Annotated in this window: 19 protein-coding genes; 1 reads left to right on the top strand and 18 read right to left on the bottom strand. The window is 74.4% G+C overall.

Annotated elements, in window-relative coordinates; translation table 11 throughout:
* Positions 1-68 precede the first annotated feature (68 nt).
* Positions 69-830, top strand: a complete 762-nt coding sequence (locus GNZ18_RS34760) for a DUF1707 SHOCT-like domain-containing protein (RefSeq protein WP_312874904.1) — start codon at positions 69-71, stop codon at positions 828-830.
* 276 nt (positions 831-1106) lie between these two features.
* On the opposite strand, the gene GNZ18_RS34765 is transcribed toward GNZ18_RS34760, so the two are convergent.
* From GNZ18_RS34765 to mraZ, 18 genes are all read right to left on the bottom strand, one after another.
* Positions 1107-2465 carry a hypothetical protein gene (locus tag GNZ18_RS34765; protein ID WP_156220928.1) on the bottom strand — a complete coding sequence of 453 codons (1359 nt, stop codon included), beginning with the start codon at positions 2463-2465 and terminating at the stop codon, positions 1107-1109.
* Between the two features lie 138 nt (positions 2466-2603).
* Entirely contained in the window at positions 2604-3524 is a 921-nt protein-coding gene (locus tag GNZ18_RS34770) for a DivIVA domain-containing protein (RefSeq protein WP_156220929.1), read from the bottom strand.
* Between the two features lie 50 nt (positions 3525-3574).
* On the bottom strand, positions 3575-3859 hold the full coding sequence (locus GNZ18_RS34775) for a YggT family protein (protein ID WP_214617831.1): 285 nt from the start codon (positions 3857-3859) through the stop codon (positions 3575-3577).
* Between the two features lie 21 nt (positions 3860-3880).
* Complete coding sequence (locus tag GNZ18_RS34780) at positions 3881-4429, bottom strand: cell division protein SepF (RefSeq protein ID WP_156220930.1); 549 nt, start codon at positions 4427-4429, stop codon at positions 3881-3883.
* Positions 4430-4707: 278 nt separating this feature from the next.
* Complete coding sequence (gene pgeF / locus GNZ18_RS34785) at positions 4708-5439, bottom strand: peptidoglycan editing factor PgeF (RefSeq protein WP_312874905.1); 732 nt, start codon at positions 5437-5439, stop codon at positions 4708-4710.
* Positions 5436-6902 carry a cell division protein FtsZ gene (ftsZ, locus tag GNZ18_RS34790; protein ID WP_312874906.1) on the bottom strand — a complete coding sequence of 489 codons (1467 nt, stop codon included), beginning with the start codon at positions 6900-6902 and terminating at the stop codon, positions 5436-5438. The genes pgeF and ftsZ overlap by 4 nt, the downstream gene beginning before the upstream one ends.
* 476 nt (positions 6903-7378) lie before the next feature.
* Positions 7379-8158 carry a cell division protein FtsQ/DivIB gene (locus GNZ18_RS34795; RefSeq protein ID WP_156220932.1) on the bottom strand — a complete coding sequence of 260 codons (780 nt, stop codon included), beginning with the start codon at positions 8156-8158 and terminating at the stop codon, positions 7379-7381.
* Positions 8159-8233: 75 nt separating this feature from the next.
* Entirely contained in the window at positions 8234-9655 is a 1422-nt protein-coding gene (gene murC / locus GNZ18_RS34800) for a UDP-N-acetylmuramate--L-alanine ligase (RefSeq protein WP_156220933.1), read from the bottom strand.
* Positions 9652-10746 carry an undecaprenyldiphospho-muramoylpentapeptide beta-N-acetylglucosaminyltransferase gene (gene murG, locus GNZ18_RS34805; RefSeq protein WP_156220934.1) on the bottom strand — a complete coding sequence of 365 codons (1095 nt, stop codon included), beginning with the start codon at positions 10744-10746 and terminating at the stop codon, positions 9652-9654. The genes murC and murG overlap by 4 nt, the downstream gene beginning before the upstream one ends.
* Before the next feature lie 163 nt (positions 10747-10909).
* On the bottom strand, positions 10910-12166 hold the full coding sequence (gene ftsW / locus GNZ18_RS34810; protein ID WP_156220935.1) for a putative lipid II flippase FtsW: 1257 nt from the start codon (positions 12164-12166) through the stop codon (positions 10910-10912).
* Complete coding sequence (gene murD, locus GNZ18_RS34815) at positions 12163-13566, bottom strand: UDP-N-acetylmuramoyl-L-alanine--D-glutamate ligase (RefSeq protein WP_246251050.1); 1404 nt, start codon at positions 13564-13566, stop codon at positions 12163-12165. The genes ftsW and murD overlap by 4 nt, the downstream gene beginning before the upstream one ends.
* A complete protein-coding gene (mraY, locus tag GNZ18_RS34820) occupies positions 13563-14621 on the bottom strand; it encodes a phospho-N-acetylmuramoyl-pentapeptide-transferase (RefSeq protein WP_156220937.1) in 1059 nt (352 codons plus the stop codon). The genes murD and mraY overlap by 4 nt, the downstream gene beginning before the upstream one ends.
* Complete coding sequence (locus GNZ18_RS34825; protein WP_214617825.1) at positions 14618-16012, bottom strand: UDP-N-acetylmuramoyl-tripeptide--D-alanyl-D-alanine ligase; 1395 nt, start codon at positions 16010-16012, stop codon at positions 14618-14620. The genes mraY and GNZ18_RS34825 overlap by 4 nt, the downstream gene beginning before the upstream one ends.
* Positions 16009-17556: a UDP-N-acetylmuramoyl-L-alanyl-D-glutamate--2,6-diaminopimelate ligase gene (locus tag GNZ18_RS34830; protein WP_156220938.1), complete on the bottom strand. Its 1548-nt coding sequence runs from the start codon at positions 17554-17556 to the stop codon at positions 16009-16011. The genes GNZ18_RS34825 and GNZ18_RS34830 overlap by 4 nt, the downstream gene beginning before the upstream one ends.
* A gap of 80 nt (positions 17557-17636) precedes the next feature.
* Positions 17637-19400, bottom strand: coding sequence for a peptidoglycan D,D-transpeptidase FtsI family protein (locus GNZ18_RS34835; protein ID WP_446678414.1), 1764 nt, complete (start codon positions 19398-19400; stop codon positions 17637-17639).
* Positions 19401-20001: 601 nt separating this feature from the next.
* Positions 20002-20736, bottom strand: coding sequence for a cell division protein FtsL (ftsL, locus tag GNZ18_RS34840; protein WP_156220939.1), 735 nt, complete (start codon positions 20734-20736; stop codon positions 20002-20004).
* Entirely contained in the window at positions 20733-21725 is a 993-nt protein-coding gene (gene rsmH, locus GNZ18_RS34845; protein WP_156220940.1) for a 16S rRNA (cytosine(1402)-N(4))-methyltransferase RsmH, read from the bottom strand. The genes ftsL and rsmH overlap by 4 nt, the downstream gene beginning before the upstream one ends.
* A gap of 253 nt (positions 21726-21978) precedes the next feature.
* Positions 21979-22410, bottom strand: coding sequence for a division/cell wall cluster transcriptional repressor MraZ (gene mraZ / locus GNZ18_RS34850; protein ID WP_214617821.1), 432 nt, complete (start codon positions 22408-22410; stop codon positions 21979-21981).
* Between the last annotated feature and the right edge of the window lie 101 nt (positions 22411-22511).

Genomic DNA, 22511 nt, shown 5'->3' on the forward strand with positions numbered 1-22511 from the left:
CACGACGGCGGGGCCCAACATCCGTGTAGGGCTTTTTCGCGACACATCGCGTTTGAGATGATGGCGGGGTGAACCTTCCCGAGCAGCCCTCCGACCCCACCTCCCCCGCGCGGATGCGCGCCTCGGACGCCGACCGCGACCAGGTCGCCGACCGGCTGCGCGAGGCCCTGGCGGAGGGCCGCATCACGCCGGAGGAGCACGCCGAGCGCATCGACGCCGTCTACGCCGCCAAGACCTACGCCGACCTGGAGCCGGTGCTGAGCGACCTGCCGTCCGCCGAGGTGCCCCGGGTGGACCTGCGCAAGCCGGATCCGCTCCCGCCGCCCCTGCCGCAGTCGTCCACGCTCGCGGCGGTGTTCTCCGGCGTGGAGCGCAAGGGCCGCTGGCTGGTCGAGGAGAACACCACGGTCGCGTGCGTGTTCGGCGGCGCCGACCTGGACTTCCGCCAGGCCGTGCTGAGCCGCCGCGAGGTGACGCTCACCATCACCTGCCTGTTCGGCGGCGTGAACATCACCGTCCCGCCGGGCGTGCGGGTGCTGCCGTCCCTGACGGCGGTCTTCGGCGGGACCGACTGCGCCGAGGACGACACCCTCGACCCGGACGCCCCCGTCATCCGCCTGGCCGGCTTCGTCGCCTTCGGCGGCGTCTCGGTCGAGCGCCGCGAGGTGGGCGAGACGAACGGCCGCCGCCGCCGGCACGAGGAGCACCACCAGCGCCACCTCGACCGCCACGCCGAACACCTCCGGCACCGCGAACACCGCCGCGAGCTGCGCGACGAGCGCCGCGACCGCCTACGCGAACTCCGCGCCGAACGCCACCGCCGAACCTGATCCCACCAAGCGCTGAAGCCCGAACGCGCCAGGGCCGTCCCACAGCTCCAAGGAAACACGCAAGGCTTTGCCCCAGTCCGCGCGACGACCCCACCCCTCACGCGGGCGCGTAGCTGACCGGTGGGGGCGAAGCCGGAGGCGAGCCCCCACCGGGAAGATCGCGAAGCGATGCCGCGCCCGCCCAAGGCGCGGTCAAGGGGGCGAGCCGCCAGGCGAGCCCCCTTGGGCCGGGGCTTCATTAACACAGCCGCCAGGCGAGCCCCCTTGGGCCGGGCCTTAAATGGACACAGCGCGATCGGGCTGGCAGACGAGGCAGGGGGTGCAGCCTCGGGCCTTGGCCTCGGCGCGGGAGAGCGACTCCAGGTCGTCGGCGTCGTCGCCGATGTCCTCGATGAGCGCGCAGTCGGTGCGGTGGTAGCGCTTGGTGCCGCTGAGGATGCGCACCTGCGAGCCGTCACCGTCGGACGCGTCGCCGGATTCGTCGGAGGCGTCGTCGGGGGCGTCGGTGGACGCGCCGCCGGGCGTGTCGGCGGCCTCGCCGGCGGGCGGCTCGTCGGCGTCCGCCGTGGCGGGCTCGGGCTCGTCCACCGGGACGGGGTCCGCGGCGTGCCGGGGTGCGTGCTCGTCGTCGGCGTCACGGGGGCGGGGCGCCGCGGGCTCGGGCGCCTCCGGCTCGGGCGTGTCCGGCTCGGGCTCGGGCTCGGCCCGGTCCTCCGGCTCGGCCTCGGGGGGCTCGGTGACCGTGGGGAGGTCGGTCACCGTCGCCTGCTCGGAGGGCCTGCCGTCCGGCTTCGGGTCGATGGACCAGGCGGCCTTCGCCGGGGCGGGCGCGGCGGGCGCGGCGGGCTCGGTGCGCGGGATCTCGGCCGTCTGGTCGAGGCCCGGCGACGGGGCCGGCGCGGCGAAGGGTGAAGGGGAGGGCGCCGGCGCCGGGGCGGGCTTGGCGAGACCGGACAGGCCGTTGTCGGCGTGGGACGCCGCGGGGAGGCCGCCGGCGGGCTTGGTGAGGTCGGGCCGGGTGAGGTCGGACCTGCGAGGCTCCGCCCGGGGCGCGCCGTCCTTGGGCGCGGTGACCGACACCGCGGCGCGCGCCGCCAGTGCGGTGTCGGGCATGCAGGCGGTGCAGGGGCTGAACCCCTCCTCCTTGGCCTCGGCGTAGGTGAGCTCCTCGGTGTCCCGCCCGGCGAGCTGCCGGCAGGTGTCCAGGTGGTAGCGCTTGCGGCCGCGCACGACGAACACCACGGCGTCCTCGGGGACGTCGACCGGTGGGCCGGGGATCTCCGGCGCGTCGTCGGCCGGCTCCGCCGGGGGCATGGCGGCCGGTACCGGGGGCTTGGCCGCGGCCGGGACCGGGGGCGTGGCCGGGACGGCGGCGGGAGGAGCCGGACGCTTGCGCTTGGAGCCCTGCTTGCGGCTCGCGGAGGCCGGGGCCCCCGCTCCGAAGAGCTCCTTGCGCCGCAGGACCACCCCGACGATCAGGCACACGGCGGAGACCGTGCTCACGGCGATCGAGATGTAGATCACCGTAAGCGCGTCCAGGCCGAAGACCTGGGCGCTGTCTCCGTTGCCGGCGACGATGCCCGCCACGAGCAGGGCGATCGCCACCACGACGAGGACGCCACTCAGGATGATCACAGGGTCTCTCCCCCTCGTTCAAGCCGCTCGGCTCCGGGCCGCGTGGGCCCGGTGGTCGGCCCGCCGGCGCCGCTGGACGGCGGCGCTGCCGTCACGCGCGTGGCGGTCGGCACGACCCTATCGCCTGCGGCGCCCGCGTCAGCGCCTCTCGTGCGGCGGGTTGTCGCCACCGCCCGAGTGGAACGCGCCGGTCGCCGAGTGCTGGACCTGCTGGTGCTGGGCCGGCTCGGCGGGCGGCGGGAACGGGCTGGCCGTCGTGGCGCCCGCGCCGTTGCGGTTCTCGGCGTGGGGAAGGGCGCCCTGCGGGCCGGTCTGCGGACCCGCCTGGGGGGCGGTCTGCTGCGGCGGGGAGGGGACGGCGGCGAACGCGCCGGTCTCGGTGCTGCCCGCCTCCAGGTCGCGCAGCTGGCCCTCCAGGTAGACCTTCAGGCGGCTGCGGTACTCGCGTTCGAACGCGCGCAGGTGGTCGACCTCGCGTTCGAGCTCCTCGCGCTGCTGCACGAGCGAGCCCATGACCTGGCGGTGCCGCTCCTGGGCGTCGCGGTCGAGGGCCTCGGCGCGCGAGCGGGCCTCGCTGACGATCTGGTCGGCCTGGCGGCGCGCCTTGCCGAGGATCTCCTCGGCCTCGCGGCGGGCGCGGCCGAGCGTCTCGTCGGCCTCGCGCCGGGCGTCGGCGATCGCCTGGTCGGCGGTCTGCTGCGCCAGCGCGAGCACGCGCGCGGCGGTGTCCATGTTGTCCTCGCCGGTGGAGGCGGGCGCCATGCCGAGGCCGCCCATCACGGGCTCCGGCTCGGGCTGGGGCTGCGGCTCGGGGCGCGGCGGCTCGGGGATCTTCTGCACGTCCGGCTTGGGCTCCACGATGGGAGCGGCCATGGCGGGGACCTTGCCGCGCAGGCACTCGGCGAGCTTGGCCCGCAGCTCCTCGTTCTCCTGGATGAGGCGGTCGAGCTCGGCCTCGACCTCGTCGAGGAAGGCGTCCACCTCCTCCTCGTCGTACCCCGGCCTCAGCCTGGTGGTACTGAACTGCTTGTTCCGCACATCGGCGGGTGTCAGCGGCATGTTCGTCTCCTTGGCGCGCTTGGAGTCTGTCCCCAAAGGACGGTATCCGATCAGAGCCTCTGCACGAAGATGATCATGACCCAGACCACAAGGATGAGGAAGGTGAAGCTGAGGTCCAGCGCCACGTTACCCAGACGGAGCGGCGGGATGAAGCGCCTGAGGAGTTTCAGTGGCGGATCGGTGACGGTGTACACCGCCTCGGCGATCACCAGCACCACCCCGGTCGGCTTCCACTGCCGGGCGAACGACTGCAGGACTTCCAGGATCAACCTCCCGATGAGGAAAAGGAGGAAGAAGTACAGCACGTACTGCAGTACGAGTCCAACGATGTTCACGGACACTCTCGCTTGTGGCTGTCAGCTTTGGTTGAAGAACCCTCGTTCTGCCATCCGGGCCTTGTCCTCCGCCGTCACCTCCACGTTGGCGGGTGACAGGAGGAACACCTTGTTCGTAACACGCTCGATGCTCCCATGCAGGCCGAACACGAGACCAGCCGCGAAGTCGACCAGACGCTTGGCGTCGCTGTCGACCATCTCGGTCAGGTTCATGATCACCGGCGTGCCCTCCCGGAAGTGCTCCCCGATGGTCCTTGCCTCGTTGTAGGTCCTAGGGTGCAGCGTAGTGATACGCGCGAGGTCGGTGGTACCGGACTCGTAGAGTGCCACGGAGCGTCGCTCGACGGGGGACGGTGCGTGATGCTCGCGATCGCGGTCCGCGCCGTCCTCGGCTCGGGTAAGCTGACCGCCGGATTCGTCCTCGCGGCGACGGCCCTGACCGGTGTCGGTCTCCTCGTCGTAGACCTCGTACTCGTCGTAGTCGTCGTACTTGCCGTACTTGTCGTCGTCGTAGCGGTCGTCCTCCACGAGGCCGAGGTAGACCGCCATCTTGCGCATCGCGCTGGCCATACGCCCCTCCTGTGGCCGCGGCGTCCGGCACGTCCGGCCGCCGTTGGACTGATCCGACTGGGCTGTTCGACAACGTGGCACGCTTTCCGGCAGGTACCACTGGGGGGACATTACCTGACGATTGCCCGTCGGCCGCCGAGCAACGCCGTAGCGACCCGCGGGTGTGTCGCGACCCACCCGATCGCCCGCTCGGTTGACCGCCCGGCCGCCGCCGGACGGCCGGAGCGCGCCGCGCTCCCCGGAGCCCCGCTCAAGGGTGGCACCGGGGAGGCGCGGAGTCACGCGCCTTTTTCCCTGAGCCAGACGTAGCCGGCGAAACGTCCGGTGCGTCCGTTGCGGCGGTAGGAGAAGAGGTCGCGGGCCTCGATGGTGCAGCGCGGGTCGACCTGCACGCCGGTGACGCCCTCGGCGGCGAGCTGCGCGACGATCCCCGCGCGGATGTCGAGCCCGGGGGTGCCCTTGGACGTGGTGGCGTACGCGGCGGGCACGACGGCGGCGACGTCCGCGCGCATCGCCTCGGGCACCTCGTAGCAGCCGCCGCACGCGGCCGGGCCGATCGCGGCGCGGATGCGGGACGGGTCGGCGCCGCGTCCGCACATCGCCTTCACCAGCGCGGGGACGACTCCGGCGGCGGTGCCGGGGCGCCCCGCGTGCGCGGCGCCGGCGACGCCCGCGACGGGGTCGGCGAGCAGGACCGGCGCGCAGTCGGCGACGAGGACGGCGAGGGCGAGCCCGGGGACGGTGGTGAGGACCGCGTCCACCGGGTCGGGCAGCTCGGGGGCGGTCACGTGCACGACGTCGGCGCCGTGGACCTGCCGCATCCAGACGGTGCGGTCGGGGTCGATGCCGAGGGCGGCGGCGGCGCGCCGCCGGTTGGCGCGCACGGCCGCGGCGTCGTCGCCGACCGCGCCGCCGAGGTTGAGGGTGTCGTAGGGGGCTTCGCTCACGCCGCCGGCGCGGGCGGTGAACCCGGCGCCGACGCCGTCGCCCAGGGCGACGGGTGTGATCACTTCAGGAAGTCGGGGACGTCGAGGTCGTCGGGGTCCTCGAACACGACGGGACGGCGGCGCTCGCCGGTGGCGGGGCCGCCGTCGTTCTCGCCCGCGTGGACGCGGGAGGGGGACTCGGGTGCCGGGCGCGGCGGCGTGCGGGCGCCGGGCTCCCCCGCGTCGCGGTCGGCGGGCGGGACGGGCGCGGGGAGCGGCGCCGGGGGCGGCGGCACCGGCGGCTCGGCGCGGGCGGGCTCGCCGCGCGTGCCGCCAGCGGCGCGCTCGTCGCCCTGGCCCGCGGGCGGCTGCGCGCGTCCGGCCTGGTCGGCGGGCCGGGGCGGGGACGGGGCGGAGGCGTGCGGCGCGGCCGCGGCCTGCGCCACCGACTGCTGGTGCGCGGTCGGCTGCGCCGCGGCGCCGGTCTCCGAGCGTCCGACCCGGCTCGGGATCGGGTTCGGCGGGGCGGCCGGCGGCGGCGTGGGCCGAGGCGGCGGGGGCAGCCTGCGGCTCTCGGGCTCGGGGGCGGGCTTGTCCGGACGTCCCTCGTCGAAGCCCGCCGCGATCACCGTGACCCGGACCTCGTCGCCGAGGGCGTCGTCGATGACCGCGCCGAAGATGATGTTGGCGTCGGGCGCGGCGGCGTTGGACACCAGCTGCGCCGCCTCGTTGATCTCGAACAGGCCGAGGTCGGAGCCGCCGGAGATGGACAGCAGCACGCCGTGGGCGCCGTCGATGCTGGCCTCCAGCAGCGGGCTGGAGATCGCCATCTCGGCGGCCGCGACCGAGCGGTCGTCGCCGCGCGCCGAGCCGATGCCCATCAGCGCCGACCCGGCGCCGGACATCACGGACTTGACGTCGGCGAAGTCGAGGTTGATCAGGCCGGGCGTGGTGATCAGGTCGGTGATGCCCTGGACACCGGACAGCAGCACCTGGTCGGCCGCCTTGAAGGCGTCCAGCACGCTGACCTGCCGGTCGGAGATCGACAGCAGCCGGTCGTTGGGGATCACGATGAGGGTGTCGACCTCGTCGCGCAGCGTCTCGATGCCGGCCTCGGCCTGCATCGCGCGGCGCTTGCCCTCGAAGCTGAAGGGGCGGGTGACCACGCCGATCGTCAGCGCGCCGAGCGAGCGCGCGATGTTGGCCACCACGGGCGCGCCGCCGGTGCCGGTGCCGCCGCCCTCCCCCGCGGTGACGAAGACCATGTCGGCGCCCTTGAGGACCTCCTCGATCTCCTCGCGGTGGTCCTCGGCGGCCTTGCGGCCGACATCGGGGTTGGCCCCGGCGCCGAGGCCCCGGGTGAGCTCGCGGCCCACGTCGAGCTTCACGTCGGCGTCACTCATCAGCAGCGCCTGGGCGTCCGTGTTGATCGCGATGAACTCGACGCCCTTGAGTCCCTCTTCGATCATCCGGTTGACGGCGTTGACGCCGCCGCCGCCGATGCCGACGACCTTGATGACCGCGAGGTAATTCTGCGGTGCTGCCACGACGAGGGGCCTTTCCGCTCTATCCGACCGCCCTGCCCGGTCTGCCGACCGTGCCGCCGCGGTGTTCCTGACCTGTGTGCACTTCTGGCGGGGCCGGACGGTCCTGGCACGGTGCCGGGAGCCGTCGACAACCCTCACCCTCAACTTGAGGCTTACAGTTATGTCAACCTGAGGACTGATACGGACAGTAGGGCGGCCTAACCGCCAGGGTCAACTAACCTCCCCCGAAGTCCACCGGCGTGTCGCACTGGCGCCGGGTTGCCCTGGTTGGCACGGGAACTTCTGCGGAACTTCTGCCGCTCATCGCGCTTCCCGCCCTCCTGATCGATGTTCGCGCCGGTGCTCGCCCGAGGTTCGCCTCGCCGCTCACACGCGTCGCCGTGCCGGTCCGTCCGGCCGACCGCTTCCAGCGTGCCCCATCGGACGGCCGGAATCGCCCCGACACACGCACCGGCCCCGGAACCGCGTGCTCGGGTTCACCGCGTCGTGACGACCTCGGGCGAGCTGACGTCGATGGTGCGGGCGGCGCGGCCCGCCGCGGTGCGCCGCAGCGCCTCCAGCAGCCGGACCTTCTCCGCCGCCCGTTCCGCGGGGCCCCACACCACGACCGGGCCGTCCGACAGGTGCAGGACGACGTCGCCGGGCCCGGTGGCGGCCACGTCGGTCAGCCGCGTCCGCAGGCGTCCGGGCAGGTCGGTGAGGACGCGCAGCGCCGCGAGCGTCGCCGGGTCCGACGGGCCGGGCGAGGCGACGGTCAGCGTCGGCAGCCCCGCCGGCCGGGACGCGCCCTCGACGACCGTGACGCCGAACCGGTCGATCTGCTGGTAGGAGCCGCCCCGCCGCAGGACGGCCACCGGGACGCGCTCGCGCACGATGACCCGGACCGTCGCCGGCCAGCGCCGCTCGACCCGCGCCGACTCGACCTCCCGCAGCCCCTCGACCCGCGCCCGCACGGCACCGGTGTCGAGCCGCACCATCGGCACGCCCAGCCGGACGCCCGCCGCCGCGACGACCCGGTCGGGCTGGACGAGCCGCGCCCCGCTGACCTCGACGTCCCGCACGACCAGCAGCCGCGAGCCCAGCAGCACCCACGTGACGGCGGCGAGCACGCCCAGCACGAGCAGGGCGGCGAACGCCGCCTTCCACCGGCTCGGGCGCCGCCGGCCCCGGGGCGCCGGATCCGCGCCGACCGCACCGGTCTCCGGCCGCTCGCCGGTCCCGGTCTCGGTCTCGGTCTCGGGCGGGAGGGCAGTCATGCCCCCAGCCTGGCAGCGATCCCGCCGCGGACCGCCCATCGCGGGCGCCCCGGCGTGTTGTCACGTCCGCGCAGGTCACGACGCCGCGAGGCGCTCCAGGATCAGCGGGCCGAGCTGGGTGACATCGCCGGCGCCCAGCGTGATGACCACGTCGCCGGGGCGGGCCAGACCCGCGACGATCGCGGGCACCTCGTCGCGGACGGGCGCGTACACGGCCCGCGTCCCGTCCGGGACGGCGTCGGCGACGAGCGCGCCGGTCACGCCGGGTTCGGGGTCCTCGCGGGCGCCGTAGACGTCCAGGACGACCGCGACGTCGGCGAGCCCGAGCGCGGCGCCGAACCCGGCGGCGAAGAAGCGGGTGCGGCTGTACAGATGCGGCTGGAAGACCGCGACGATCCGGCCCGAGGGGCCCCCGCCCGCGGCCTTCTCGCCGAGGTAGTCGCGGGTCGCCTCCAGGTCGGCGGTCAGCTCGGTCGGGTGGTGGGCGTAGCTGTCGAACACCTCGACGCCGCCCGCCGACCCCTTGGGCTCCAGCCGGCGCATCGCCCCGCCGAACGTGGCGAGGCCCACCCGCACGGCCTCCTCGTCCAGGTCGAGGGCCTGCGCGACGGCGACGGCGGCGGTCGCGTTGAGCGCGTTGTGGCGGCCCGGGACGCCGAGCCGCACCTCGCCCACGCCCTCGATGTCGAAGCGGGAGCCGAGGCCGCGCGGGGTGAAGCCGGTGACGCGCAGGTCGGCGTCGGCGGCCTCCCCGTAGGTGCGGACGTCCAGCCCGCGCGCCCGCGCGTGCTCGGCGAGCCGCACCGCGACCGGGTCGTCGGCGCCCGCGACGAGGGTGCCGCCCGGTTCGATACGTTCCACGAACCTGGCGAAGTTCTCCTTGACCATGTCGAAGCCGCCGTAGTTGTCGAGGTGGTCGGCCTCGACGTTGGTGACGACGGCGACGTGCGGGCTGTACATCAGGAACGAGCCGTCGCTCTCGTCGGCCTCGGCGACGAACACGTCCCCGGTGCCCTCGTCGGCGCCGAGCCCGGTCGTGACGAGCTGCCCGCCGATGCAGTAGGACGGGTCGGCGCCCGCGTGCTGCAGCGCGACCGTCAGCATCGACGTCGTCGTGGTCTTGCCGTGCGTCCCGGCGATCGCGACGGCGCGGCGCCCGGCCATCAGCGCCGCGAGCGCCGCCGAGCGGTGCAGGACGCGCAGCCCGCGCTCGCGGGCGGCGACCAGCTCGGGGTTGCCCTCGCGGATCGCGGTGGAGACGACCACGGTGTCGGCCTCGCCGACGTGCGCGGCGTCGTGCCCGACGAAGACCTCGGCGCCGAGCTCGCCGAGCTGGCCGAGCAGCGCGGAGTCGCGGGCGTCGCTGCCCGACACCGCGATGCCGCGGCGCAGCATGATGCGGGCGATGCCCGACATCCCGGCGCCCCCGATCGCGATGAAGTGGACGCGGCCGAGGTCCCCCGCCGGCACGACCTCGCCGGGACCGATCAGGCTCATCGGGCGGCGCCCGCCGCGCCGACCACGGCGTACACCATCCGCGCGAGCGCGACGTCGGCGTCCCGGCGGCCCATCCGCCCGGCCTGCTCGGACATGTGCGCGACCCGGCCCGGGTCGGCGAGCACGGGCAGCAGGTTGTGCGCGATCCAGTCGGGCGACAGCTCGGCGTTGTCGACCAGCATCCCGCCGCCCGCCGCGACGATCGGCTCGGCGTTGAGCTTCTGCTCGCCGTTGCCGATGGGCAGCGGCACGTACACCGCCGGGAGCGCGACCGCGGCGAGCTCCGCGCAGGTCATCGCCCCCGCGCGGCACATCGCCATGTCGGCGGCGGCGTAGGCGAGGTCCATCCGGTCGCAGTAGGGGATCGTGACGTACTGGGGGCCGCCGGACGAGGGCTCGGGCTCCTCGGTGTTCTTCGGCCCGACGATGTGCAGGACCTGGATGCCCGCCTGCCGGAAGTAGGGCGCGGCGGCCACCGCGGCCTGGTTGAGCGACCGGGCGCCCTGCGAGCCGCCGAAGATCAGCAGCGTGGGCAGGTCGGGCAGCAGCCCGAAGTAGGAGCGGGCCTTGTCGCCCATCGCCAGCCGGTCGAGCGCGGCGATCTCGCGGCGCAGCGGGATCCCGACGAACGTCGCGTTCGGCAGCGTCGAGTCGGAGTGCGAGACGGCCACGTGGTCGGTGAAGCGGGCGCCGAGCTTGTTGGCGAGGCCGGGCTTGGGGTTGGCCTCGTGCACGATGATCGGTACCTTGCGCTTGCGGGCGGCCAGGTAGCCCGGGGTGGCGACGTAGCCGCCGAAGCCGACCAGGACGTCGGCCTGCGCCTGGTCGAGGACGGAGGCCGCCGCGTTGATGGCGCCGCGCAGCCGGCCCGGGACCGACAGCAGCTGCGGGGTCAGCGTGCGCGGCAGCGGCACCGGGGGGATCAGGGCGAGCTCGTAGCCCCGCTGCGGGACGAGTCGGGTCTCCAGGCCCCGCTCGGTCCCGAGGCAGGTGATCCCGACGTTCGGGTCGTTGCGGCGCAGCGCGTCGGCCAGGGCCAGCGCGGGCTCGATGTGTCCGGCGGTGCCGCCGCCGGCCAGGACAACCCTCATGCTCGTTGACAACTCCTCAGCGTGTTCGACTCAGCGTGTTCCGGCTCAACGTGTTCGACTCGGCGTGTTCGACTCGGCGTGCTCGTCTTCTCGGGTGCCGCGCCCCGCGGCGCGCGGGACGGCTTTCGCGGGCGCCGGGTCCGCCGGCACCCCGGAGGGGGTCTCAACGCCGTGCCAGGCCCAGCCAGCTTAGAGCCCTCACGACCGGTCCGGGGCCCCGTGCGGAGAGTGCCTGCCTGGCCCCGGGCTCGCGTTTGGCGAAGGCGAGCAGCATCCCGAGCGCCAGGAGCGTCGGGATGAGCGCCGATCCGCCGTAGGACACCAGCGGCAGCGGGATACCGGTGATGGGCAGCACCCCGATGACCGCGCCGATGTTGACGATGGCCTGGACGACCAGCCAGGCCGTCGCGCCCGCGGCGGCGAGCCGGGTGAAGGGGTCCTTCACCCGGCGGGCGATCCGGAGCCCGGCGTAGGACAGCAGCCCGAACAGCCCGAGGACGACGAGGGTGCCGACGAGCCCGAACTCCTCCGCCACGATCGCGAAGATGAAGTCGGTCTCGGCGTGCGGCAGGTAGTCCCACTTGGCGCGCCCCTCCCCGAGGCCGGTGCCGAAGAAGCCGCCGGAGGCGACCGCGAACAGCCCCTGCCGGCCCTGGTAGTTGCTGGTGAGCTGGTTGCCCGCGGGGTCGAGGAAGCCGGTCAGCCGCTGCATCCGGTACGGCTCGACGACGATGAGGATCGACACCAGCAGGCACACCAGCCCGGCGATGCCGAGGAACAGCCGTCCGGGCGCGCCGACGACCCACAGCAGCGCCAGGAAGATCGTCAGCAGCACGAGCGTGGTGCCGAGGTCGTTGCCGAGCATGACCAGCAGCACCAGCATGCCCGCGCCGGGCAGCAGCGGGACGAGCAGCGGCCGCCACTCGGTGAGCTGGCCGAGCCGCTCCTTGCGGGCCAGCAGGTCGGCGCCCCAGAGCACGAGGCCGAGCTTGGCGGGCTCGGACGGCTGGATCTGGAGCGGCCCGAAGCTGATCCAGCGGGTCGCGCCGCCCGCGCTGCGGCCGAGCCCGGGGATCAGCACCAGCGCCAGCGCGACGATCGACAGCAGCAGCAGCGGGTAGGCGAGGGCGCGGAACGTCCGGACGGGCAGCCGGGAGGCCAGCCACATGCCGGGCAGCCCGATCGCCATCCAGATCGCCTGCTTCTGGAAGAGGGTGTAGGCCGAGCCGGTCTCCTGGAGCTGCTTGACGCTGGAGGCCGACAGCACCATGGTCAGCCCGAGCGCCAGCAGCATCACCGAGCAGCCGAGCACCAGGTAGTAGGAGGTGAGCGGGCGGTCGAGCAGCCCGACGGCGGCGGCGACCTGCTCGCGCGGGCCGGCCCGCCGGCCCTCCTCCTCCTGCGCGGTCGCGGCGGTCATCGCCGCCGCGCGGTCCCGGCGAGCCGCTCGACGGCGGCGATGAAGGCGTCCCCCCGGGCCGGGTAGTTCGCGAACATGTCGAAGGAGGCCCCGACGGGGGCGAGCAGCACGGTGTCGCCGGGGCGGGCGAGCCCGGCGGCCTCGGTGACGACGCGGTCCATGGCCCCAGTGTCGGTGTCGGCGACGTCCACGACCGGGACATCCGGGGCGTGTCGCGCGAGCGCCTCCGCGAGCCGGTGCCGGTCGCGGCCCATCAGCACGACGCCGCGCAGCCGCGGCGCGCAGTCGCGGACGAGGTCGTCGACGTCCAGGCCCTTGAGGAGGCCGCCCGCGATCCACACGACCGGCTCGTAGGCGGCGAGCGAGGCGGCGGCGGCGTGCGGCTGCGTCGCCTTGGAGTCGTTGACGTAGGCGACGCCGGTGACGTCGGCGACGTGCTGGATGCGGTGCGGGTCGGGCACGAACGCGCGCAGCCCGTCCCGGACGGCCTCGGGCGGCACCCCGAACGCGCGCGCGAGGCCCGCCGCCGCGAGCGCGTTCGCGACGTTGTGCGGCGCGAACGGCCGGACGTCGGCGAGCGCCGCCAGCTCCGCGGCCTCCCGCCGCGGGTCGGCGGTGAAGGCCCGGTCGACGAGCAGTTCCTCCACGACGCCCAGCTCGCCCGGCCGGGGCACCTGGAGCGTGAAGCCCGCGCGGCGCTCGGCGCCCGCCGCCAGGGAGGTGGAGACGGGGTCGTCGGCGTTGTGGACCGCGATCGCGCCCGCCGCGAAGATCTTCGCCTTGGCGGCGACGTAGGCGTCCATCGTGCCGTGCCAGTCGAGGTGGTCAGGCGCGACGTTCAGCACGGTCGCCGCGTACGGGGCCAGTGAACTCGACCAGTGCAGCTGGTAGCTGGACAGCTCGACCGCCAGCACGTCGTGCGGCTGGTCGACGGCCTCGACGATCGGCGTCCCGACGTTGCCGACCGCGAGCGCGTCGTGGCCCGCGGCGGTGAGCATGCACGCGAGCATCCGCACGACGGTGGTCTTGCCGTCGGTGCCGGTGACGGCCAGCCACGGCGCCGCGCCCTCGGCCGGGCGCAGCCGCCAGGCCAGCTCGACCTCGCCGATGATCTCCACGCCCGCGGCGGCGGCCGCGGCGGGCAGCGGCGCGTCCGGCCGCCAGCCGGGCGAGGTGACGACGAGGTCGGTGCCCGCCGGAAGGCTCTCGCCGTCGCCGAGCCGGACGGCCACGCCGCGCTCCTCCAGCTCGGCGGCGGCGCTCCGGCGCTCGTCGTCGTCGCGGGCCTCCACGGCCGTGACGCGGGCGCCCCGGGCCGCGAGCGCGCGGGCGGCGGCGCGGCCCGACACGCCGAGGCCGGCGACGACGACGTCGAGGCCGTCCCAGGGACGGGTGGTCATTTCTTCGGCATCCATTCCAGGTAGAACAGGCCGATGCCGATCGCGACGAACAGCGCCGACATCAGCCAGAACCGCACGACGATCGTGGTCTCGGCCCAGCCCGACAACTCGAAGTGGTGCTGGAGCGGCGCCATCTTGAACACGCGCTTGCCGGTCATCTTGAACCCGCCGACCTGGATCATCACCGACAGGGTGATCATCACGATCAGCCCGCAGAGGATCGCGAGCAGGAACTGGGTGCGGGTGAGGATCGCGAGGCCGACCAGCACGCCGCCGAGGGCCAGCGAGCCGGTGTCGCCCATGAAGATCTTGGCGGGCGGGGCGTTCCACCACAGGAAGCCGAACACGCCGCCGAGCACGGCCGCCGCGACCACCGCGAGGTCGAGGGGGTCGCGGACGCTGTAGCAGTTGGGGGCGAGGGCGTAGGCGCAGCTGTTGCGCAGCTGCCAGTTCCCGATGATCACGTAGGCGGCCAGCACCATGCCCGCCGGGCCCGCGGCGAGGCCGTCGAGCCCGTCGGTCAGGTTCACGCCGTTGGACATGGCCGCGATCAGCAGCAGCGCCCACACCACGAACAGGTACGGGCCGATCGAGGGGCCGAAGTCGCGCAGGAACGACAGGTGGGGGTCGGCGGGGGTGATGTCGTACCCGTTGGGGAAGTTCAGCGACGCGATCGCGAAGACCACGCCGACCAGGATGATGCCGATCATCTTGGCGCCGCTGCGCAGGCCGAGGCTGCGCTGCTTGAACACCTTGATGTAGTCGTCCACGAACCCGACCAGCCCGAGGCCGGTCATCAGGAACAGCACCAGCACGCCCGAGATCGTCGGCTCGTCGCCGGTGAACAGGTGCGCGGCGGCGTAGCCGACGAGCGAGCCGACGATGAAGACCGTCCCGCCCATCGTGGGGGTGCCTCGCTTGGTGAGGTGCGCCTCGGGGCCCTCGTCCCGGATCATCTGGCCGTAGCCCAGCCGGTTGACGATCCGGATCCACACCGGGGTGCCGACCATCACGAAGACCAGCGCCACCCCCGCGGCGAGGATGATGTTGGTCATCGGGCGGCCTCCCCGGCGCGGCCGGCGAGGATCGCCTCGGCCACCCGTTCCATCCCGGCGACGCGGGAGCCCTTCACCAGCACGACGTCTCGCGGCCTGAGCCGCTCGCTGAGCGCGGTCACGGCCGCGCCGACGTCATCCACCTGTACGCACTCTCCCGTCCATGAGGCCACCTGCCCGGCCCCCTCGGCCATCGCCGCCGCGTTCGGGCCGACGACCACGAGGCCGGCGAACCCGCTGCGCGCGACATGCTGTCCGATCTTGGCATGTTCCGCCACGGACGCGGCGCCCAGTTCGGCCATCTCGCCCAGGACCGCGAACGCCCGCCGGTCGCGGGCGAGGTGGCGGGTCGTGTCGATCGCGGCGCGGGTCGAGTCGGGGTTGGCGTTGTAGGCGTCGTTGACCACGGTCACGCCGTCGCCGCTGTCGGCGACCTCCATCCGCCAGCGGCTGGCGGGCTCGGCCCGCGACAGCGCCTCGGCGACCTCGTCCGGCGGCAGGCCCGCGGCGCGGGCGGCGGCGGCCGCGGCCAGCGCGTTCGCGACGGCGTGCGCCCCGTACAGGCGCAGCGCGACCGGCGCCGCGCCCTCGGGTGTGACCAGCGTGAACCGGGCGCGGCCCCGCTCGTCGAGGGTCTCCCCGGCGGCGCGGACGGTCGCGGCGGGCGAGCGCCCGAACGTGACGACCTTCGCCCGCGTCCGGGGCGCCATCGCGGCCACCAGCGGATCGTCGGCGTTGAGGACGGCGGTCCCGCCCTCGGGCACGGCCTCGATGATCTCGCCCTTGGCGACGGCGATGTTCTCCCGGCCGCCGAACTCCCCGACGTGCGCGGTGCCGACGTTCAGCACGACGCCGACGCCCGGACGGGCGATCCCGGTGAGGTAGGCGATGTGGCCGATCCCACGCGCGCCCATCTCCAGCACCAGGTAGCGGGTCCGCGCGTCGGCGCGCAGCACGGTCAGCGGCAGCCCGATCTCGTTGTTGAACGACCCGGGCGGCCACACGGTCGGGCCCGCGCGGGACACGACCTGCGCGATCAGGTCCTTGGTGGAGGTCTTGCCCGCCGAGCCGGTGACGGCGATGACCGTCACGCCGGGCAGGCGCTCCAGCACGCCGCGGGCGAGCCGTCCGAGGGCCTCCTGGACGTCGTCGACCACCACGGCCGGGCCCTCCACCGGGCGCCGCGCCAGCACCGCGGCGGCTCCGGCGGCGAGCGCGGCGGGCGCGAACGCGTGCCCGTCGGCGCGCTCGCCCTCGAACGCCGCGAACAGCGCCCCGGGCACGACCGCGCGGGAGTCGATGACCACGGGACCGCCCACCACGGCGTCCGGGGGGCCGTGGAGGGTGCCCCCCGTGATCTCCGCGATCGTCGACAGCGGAAGTGGGATCACGCCTGCGCCCCGTCCCCTCTGGTTCCCTCCGCGCGCCGCCGCAGCGCCTCGCGGACGACCTCGCGGTCGTCGAACGGATGCATCTCGCCCGCCGCGTACTGGCCCTGCTCGTGGCCCTTGCCCGCGACGACCAGCACGTCGCCCCGGCGGGCCCGGCGGACCGCCAGCGCGATGGCGGCGGCGCGGTCGGGCTCGACGACGATGTGGGCCCGCTGCGCGGCGGGCACCTTCAGCCCGCCCTCGACCATGGCGGCGAGGATCGCGAGCGGGTCCTCCGACCTCGGGTTGTCGTTGGTGAAGTACGCCTTGTCGGCGAGCCGGGCGGCGGCCTCGCCCATCAGCGGGCGCTTGCCGCGGTCGCGGTCGCCGCCGCAGCCGAGCACGACGACGAGGTCGCCCTCGGTGACCCGGCGCAGCGCGGTGAGGACGGCCTCGACGGCGCCGGGCTTGTGGGAGTAGTCGACGAGCGCGACGAACTCCTGGCCCTCGTCCACGCGCTCCAGCCGGCCGGGGACCCCGGGCAGCGACCCGACCCCCCGCACCGCCGCGGGCAGCCCGATCCCCGCCTCGACCAGCGCGACGATCGCGGCGAGCGCGTTGGCGACGTTGAAGGGCCCCGCGAGCTGGACGGCGGCGTCGGCCTCGATCCCGCCGGGCCCGACGATGCGGAAGACGCTGCCGTCCGCGCCGATCCGCACGTCCTCGGCCCGCCAGTCGGCGGCGGGGTCGCCGGTCGCCGAGAACGTCGTGATCGGGATGGCGGCGGTCTCTATCAGCACCCGGCCGTGGCGGTCGTCGAGGTTGACCACGCCGACCCGCGCGTACTCGGGGGTGAACAGCTTCGCCTTGGCGGCGAAGTAGTCCTCCATGGTGGCGTGGAAGTCCAGGTGGTCCTGGGAGAGGTTGGTGAAGACGGCGACGTCGTAGTAGGCGCCGCCGACGCGTCCCTGCGCGAGGGCGTGGCTGGAGACCTCCATCGCGGCGGCGCCGACGCCCCGCTCCCGCATCGTCGCGAACAGCGCGTGCAGGTCGGTGGCCTCGGGGGTGGTCAGCGCGCTCCGCACCCGGGAGCCGCCGACCCGGATCTCCACGCCGCCGACCAGCCCGGTCTCGATCCCGGCGGCGCGCAGGCCCGACTCCAGCAGGAACACCGAGGTGGTCTTGCCGCTCGTCCCGGTGACGCCGATCAGCAGCAGGTCGCGGGCGGGCTCCCCGTACACCCACGCGGCGGCGGCGCCGAGGTGGGCGCGGACGTTCGCGACCGCCAGCACCGGCAGGCCCGTGGCGACCGCCGCGTCGTAGCCGTCGGGGTCGGTGAGGATCGCGGTGGCGCCGGCCTCGGCGGCCTGCGCGGAGAACTGGGCGCCGTGGGCGCGCGCCCCGGGCAGCGCGGCGTACAGGTCGCCGGGCAGGACCGCGCGCGAGTCGTGGGTGATGCCCGTCGCGGCGACATCGGCCCAGATGTCGCTCCAGTCGCTCCGCTCGATGCCGAGTAGCGCCGCGAGCCCGGTCAGCGGACGGGCCGGATTGGTGGATGGGCGCATGGCGTTTCTTTCGTCGCGTACTGAACGGGAATGCGGGGACACCGGACGTGAACTCACGGCGAGGAGGGTACTCGCTGGGCTCAGCCTCCGGCGTAGATCTTGGCGATCGGCGGCCTGCTGCCCGTCGGCTGGATCTTCTGGGTCTGCAGGGCGAAGGTCATCACGTCCTTGAAGACGGGCGCGGCCGCAACGCCACCATAGTGGCTGCCCCGCTTGGGGTCCTGCAGGACCACCTGCACGACGAGCCGCGGGTCGTCGGCGGGCGCGAACCCCGCGAACGAGGCGATGTACCCGCCGCCCTTGTAGCAGTGGCAGCGCGGGTTGGGGATCTCGGCGGTGCCGGTCTTGCCCGCGACGCGGTAGCCGGGGATCTGCGCGCTCGGCGCGGTGCCCTCGTCGGTGGTGACGCCCTCCAGCATGTCGCTGATCTTGCGCGCGGTGTCCGCGCTGATCACCTGCCTGCGCGCGGGCGCGGCGGCCGGGGTGAACTTCTCGCTCTCGCCGGCGGTGCCCTCGAAGGTGCCCTCGACGAGGGTCGGGGCGACGCGGACGCCGCCGTTGGCGATGGTCGCGTACACGCTCGCCATCTGGACGGCGTTCACCGACATCGACTGGCCGAACGCGATCGGGTACCGGTCGGTGCCCGACCACCTGGCCGGCGGCTGGAGGAGCCCGGCCGTCTCGCCCGGCAGCGGCAGGCCGGTCTTCTGGCCGAACCCGAAGTCGCGCAGCGTCTGGTAGAGCTGCTGCGAGGAGATGCTCTCGCTCGCCAGGATCGTCCCGACGTTGCTGGACTTGGCCAGCACCCCCTCGAAGGTGAGCCGCTCGGGGGCGTGCGGGTGCGAGTCCTTGAAGATCGTGTCGTACTTGCGGATCCGGTCGGGGACGTCGAACACCGTCTGGGGCGTGACCCCGCCCTTCTCCAGCGCGGCGGCGGCGGTGACGACCTTGCCGGTGCTGCCGGGCTCGTAGGCGTCCTGCACCAGCGGGCTCCCCCACCGGCCGGGCGCCGAGCGCGCGTAGTCGCCCGGGTCGTAGCCGGGCGCCGAGGCCATCGCGAGCAGCCGCCCGTCGCGCGGGTCCATGACGATGACGGTGCCGCCGCGCGCGCCGGTGGCCTTGACCTGCTTCTCGATCGCCTGCTGCGCCGCGAACTGCATGTCGCGCATCAGCGTGAGGCGGACTCCCCGGCCGGGCACCGACGGGCGCTTCTGGTCCTCGCCCATGGGGATGTGCTGGCCCTCGGGGCTGATCTCCACCCGCTGCCAGCCGGGCCGTCCGGCGAGCACGCCGTTCATCGAGTGCTCCAGCCCGGCGGCGCCCTCGCCCTCACCGTTCACGAACCCTATGACGCTCGCGCCCAGCGACTTGTTGGGATATTCGCGGCGATATTCCGGGAGTGTCCCGATTCCGAGGAACTTCCAGGACATGATCAGGCGCGCCTGGTCGGGCCGGACGCCGTGCGCGAGGTACACGAACCGGGAGTTCGGCTTGCTGATCGCCTTCATCACCGAGGACGGGTTGAGCCCGAGCGTCGGGGCGAGCGCGCTCACGATCGCCTGCCGCCGCTCCGGCTTGATCACGAACGGGTCGGCGAAGATCGCGCGCGCCTCCACCGTCATCGCCAGCGCGTTGCCCTGCGCGTCGGTGATCTCACCGCGGACGGCGGGCAGGTCGATGCGCTGGAGCCGCTGCCGCATCGCCTTCTCGGTGTAGCGGTTCGACTCGATCGTCTGGAGTTGGACGAGCCGTCCGGCGAACAGCGACAGCACGAACGCGACGACGAGCAGCCCGATGTTCAGCCGCTTGAGCGGGTCGCGGCGGCGGAAGGGGACGCGGGCGATCGGGCGGCGCGGCGGCCGCCGCCCGGACCCGGATCCGGTGGCGCGGCGCGGCGGACGCGGGCCGTCGCCCTCCTGACGCGACCTTGCCCGGGCCGCGCTCGCTCTGTTACCGGCCCTGCCGCTCGCGTTGGCGTTCGGCTTCGCGGTCGTCCTCGTGCCCGCGGCGGGCTTCGGTTGGGCGGCCTTGGGAGGTTTGGCGGCCTTGGGAGGCTTCGCGGGTTTGGCCGGCTCGGCCTTGGCGGGTTTGGCGGCCCGGCCCTTCGGTGCCGCGCCGCCCGAGGACGGCTTGGGCTCCCGGGGCCGCTTGGCCTCCTTGGGGTCCTTGGCGTCCTTGGCGCTCTGGGCGGCGGGCTTGCCCGCGGCGGGCCCCGCGGGCTTGGCGCCCTTGCGCGGCGGGGGGACGATGCCGGTGCGGGCGGGGCGGCGGGACGCGCCGCCCTTGCCGCCCGCCCGTCCGGCGCCGCCGTCGGCGCGCCCGCCGGACGGGCGGGGCGTGTTGCCGCCCCGGCGTCCGGGCGGGGGGCCGCCGGTGCCGCCTCCCGGCCGCTTGCTCACCGCGTCACCCGCTCCCGGGCACGGTCACGGGCGCGGTCACGGGCCGTCACGGCGCGCCCGTCCCGGACGGGGCGCCGACGGCGCGGGGGTCGCCGGGCACGATCGTGCCCGGGATGCCGATCATGCTCGCGGCGCCCGCCGACGCGGCGGCCGACTGCGGCACGGGACGGATGCGGGCGCCGCTGGTGCGGCCGGTGCGGCCGTCGATGAAGGCCAGCTCGGTCTGCTTGCGCATCCCCATCGCCTCGGCCTTCTCCGCGATCGACTCGGGCGAGCCCTCGGCCGCGATCTGCGCCTGGTGGGCCTGCCGCTGCTGTTCGAGCAGCTTGTTGCTCTGCTGGAGCCGGGTCAGCGTGAAGGCGTCCTTGGCGAGCACGGTGTTGAGCAGCAGCAGGCTCACCAGCGCGCCGCCGAGCAGCCCGACGATGAGCAGCACGAACGGGGCGCGCGGCGGCGTGTGGGACGCGGCGCGCCCTCGCGCGGCGCGTCCCGCGCCTTTCTTCCGCGCGCTCTTCGCGGCCGCGACCTTGGCCGGGGCCGCCTTCGACGCGCTCTTCGCCGGAGCCTTGGCCGGAGCCTTGCCCGGCGCCTTCGCGGGCGCGGGCTTGCCCGGCGCCTTCGACGGCGCCTTCGACGGCGCATTGGCGGCCGTGCCCGTGGGCTTGCCGTCCTGTGCCGGGTCCTGGGCGGGCGCGGCGGGACGCCGCTTGCGGGACCGGCGCTCCGGGCGTGCCCTGGGCTGCGGCGCGGAACCCGGCGGTTTTCTGGTCGTCGTGGTCATGTCGCCTCCCGGACCCGCTCGGCGGCGCGCAACCGCGCCGATCCGGCCCGTGGGTTGGTCGTGGTCTCCTCGTCGGACGGCAGCTCGGCCCCGCGCGTCAGGAGCCGGAACCGCGGCTCGTGCTCGGGCAGCGGGACGGGCAGGTCCGGCGGGGTGCTGTCGGCCGCCTCGGCGGCGAGGACCTGCTTGGTGACGCGGTCCTCAAGGGAGTGGTAGCTGAGCACGGCGGCCCGGCCCCCGACCGGCAGGACGCCCAGCGCGGCGGGCAGCGCCCGGCGCCAGACGTCCAGCTCGCCGTTCACCTCGATGCGCAGCGCCTGGAAGGTGCGCTTGGCGGGGTTGCCGCCGGTGCGGCGCGTCGCTGCGGGGATGCTGGCGCGCACGAGGTCGGCGAGGCGGCGGGTGGACTCCAGCGGCTCGCGCTCGCGCTCGCGGACGATCGCCGAGGCGATCCGCTGGGCGAAGCGCTCCTCGCCGTACTCGCGCAGGATCCGCGCCAGCGCGGCGGGGGGGTAGCCGTTGACCACCTCGGCGGCGGTGGGGCCCTGGGTGCGGTCCATGCGCATGTCGAGCGGGGCGTCGTAGGAGTAGGCGAAGCCGCGGTCGGCCTCGTCGAGCTGCGGGGAGGAGACGCCGAGGTCGAACAGGACGGCGTCGGCCGCGGGGAGGCCGAGCCGGCGCAGTACCGAGGGGATCTCGTCGTAGACGGCGTGTTCCAGCCGCACCCGGTCGCCGAACGGGGCGAGCCGGCGGGCGGAGCGCTCCAGCGCGGTGGTGTCGCGGTCGAGGCCGACCAGGCGCAGGGAAGGGTGGGCCTTCAGCATCGCCTCCGCGTGCCCGCCCATGCCGAGGGTGGCGTCGACGTACACGGGGTCGCGCCCGGGATCGCGCGTGGCGGCGGCCGCCACGGCCGGTGCGAGGAGTTCCAGGACGCGACCGAGCATGACCGGTACGTGACCGGGCCCGGACGCGTGTTCTCCCACGCCCATCGTTCCACCCCCCTGCGGTGCTGCCACCTCGCTCGCGGACTGTGTGGCATCGCCGGCCCTGACCGTCCCGCTCCCCCGGCGGCGGCCTCGCCCGGCCAGGTCCCCATCCGCTGCCCTAGAGGAAGATCACCGCGTTTTTCGCGCGGGGGGTCGCCGTCTGGCACCGGGGAAGCTGCGCCAGCTGGCTCGGAGAGCGGCTGGAGACCTGGCCGAACGTGGGCCAGTGCCGGTCATCGGACCGACGAGTCGTGTCTCAGAGGATCCCTGGCAACACCTCCTCCGAGACGTCGGAGAACGCCTGCTCCTCCTGTTCGAGGTAGGACTCCCAGGCGTGCGCGTCCCAGATCTCCAGACGCGTGTTGGCGCCGATGACCGCGCAGTCGCGGGTGAGGCCCGCGTAGGTGCGCAGCGGCGGCGGGATCGTGACGCGGCCCTGCTTGTCGGGCGTCTCGTCGGAGGCGCTGGCGAAGAAGACGCGGCTGTAGGCGCGAACGGCCCGCTCGGTGACCGGCGCCGCACGCAGAGCCTCGGTGATGCGCTGGAACTCCGCCATGGGGAAGACGTACAGGCAGCGTTCCTGGCCCTTCGTGATCACCAATCCCCCCGACAGCTCCTCGCGGTACTTCGCCGGCAGGAACAGTCGTCCCTTGTCGTCGAGGCGCGGCGAATGGGTGCCGAGAAACACCGGCCCCACCTCCCGCGCCGCATGGGGCGCTACTGCTCCCCACGGCGCCCCACTCTACTCCACTCTTCCCCACCGTCAACAAGGAAAACACGCTCCACACC

This window comes from Actinomadura litoris (assembly GCF_009733595.1).
GTDB classification, from domain to species: Bacteria; Actinomycetota; Actinomycetes; order Streptosporangiales; family Streptosporangiaceae; genus Spirillospora; species Spirillospora litoris.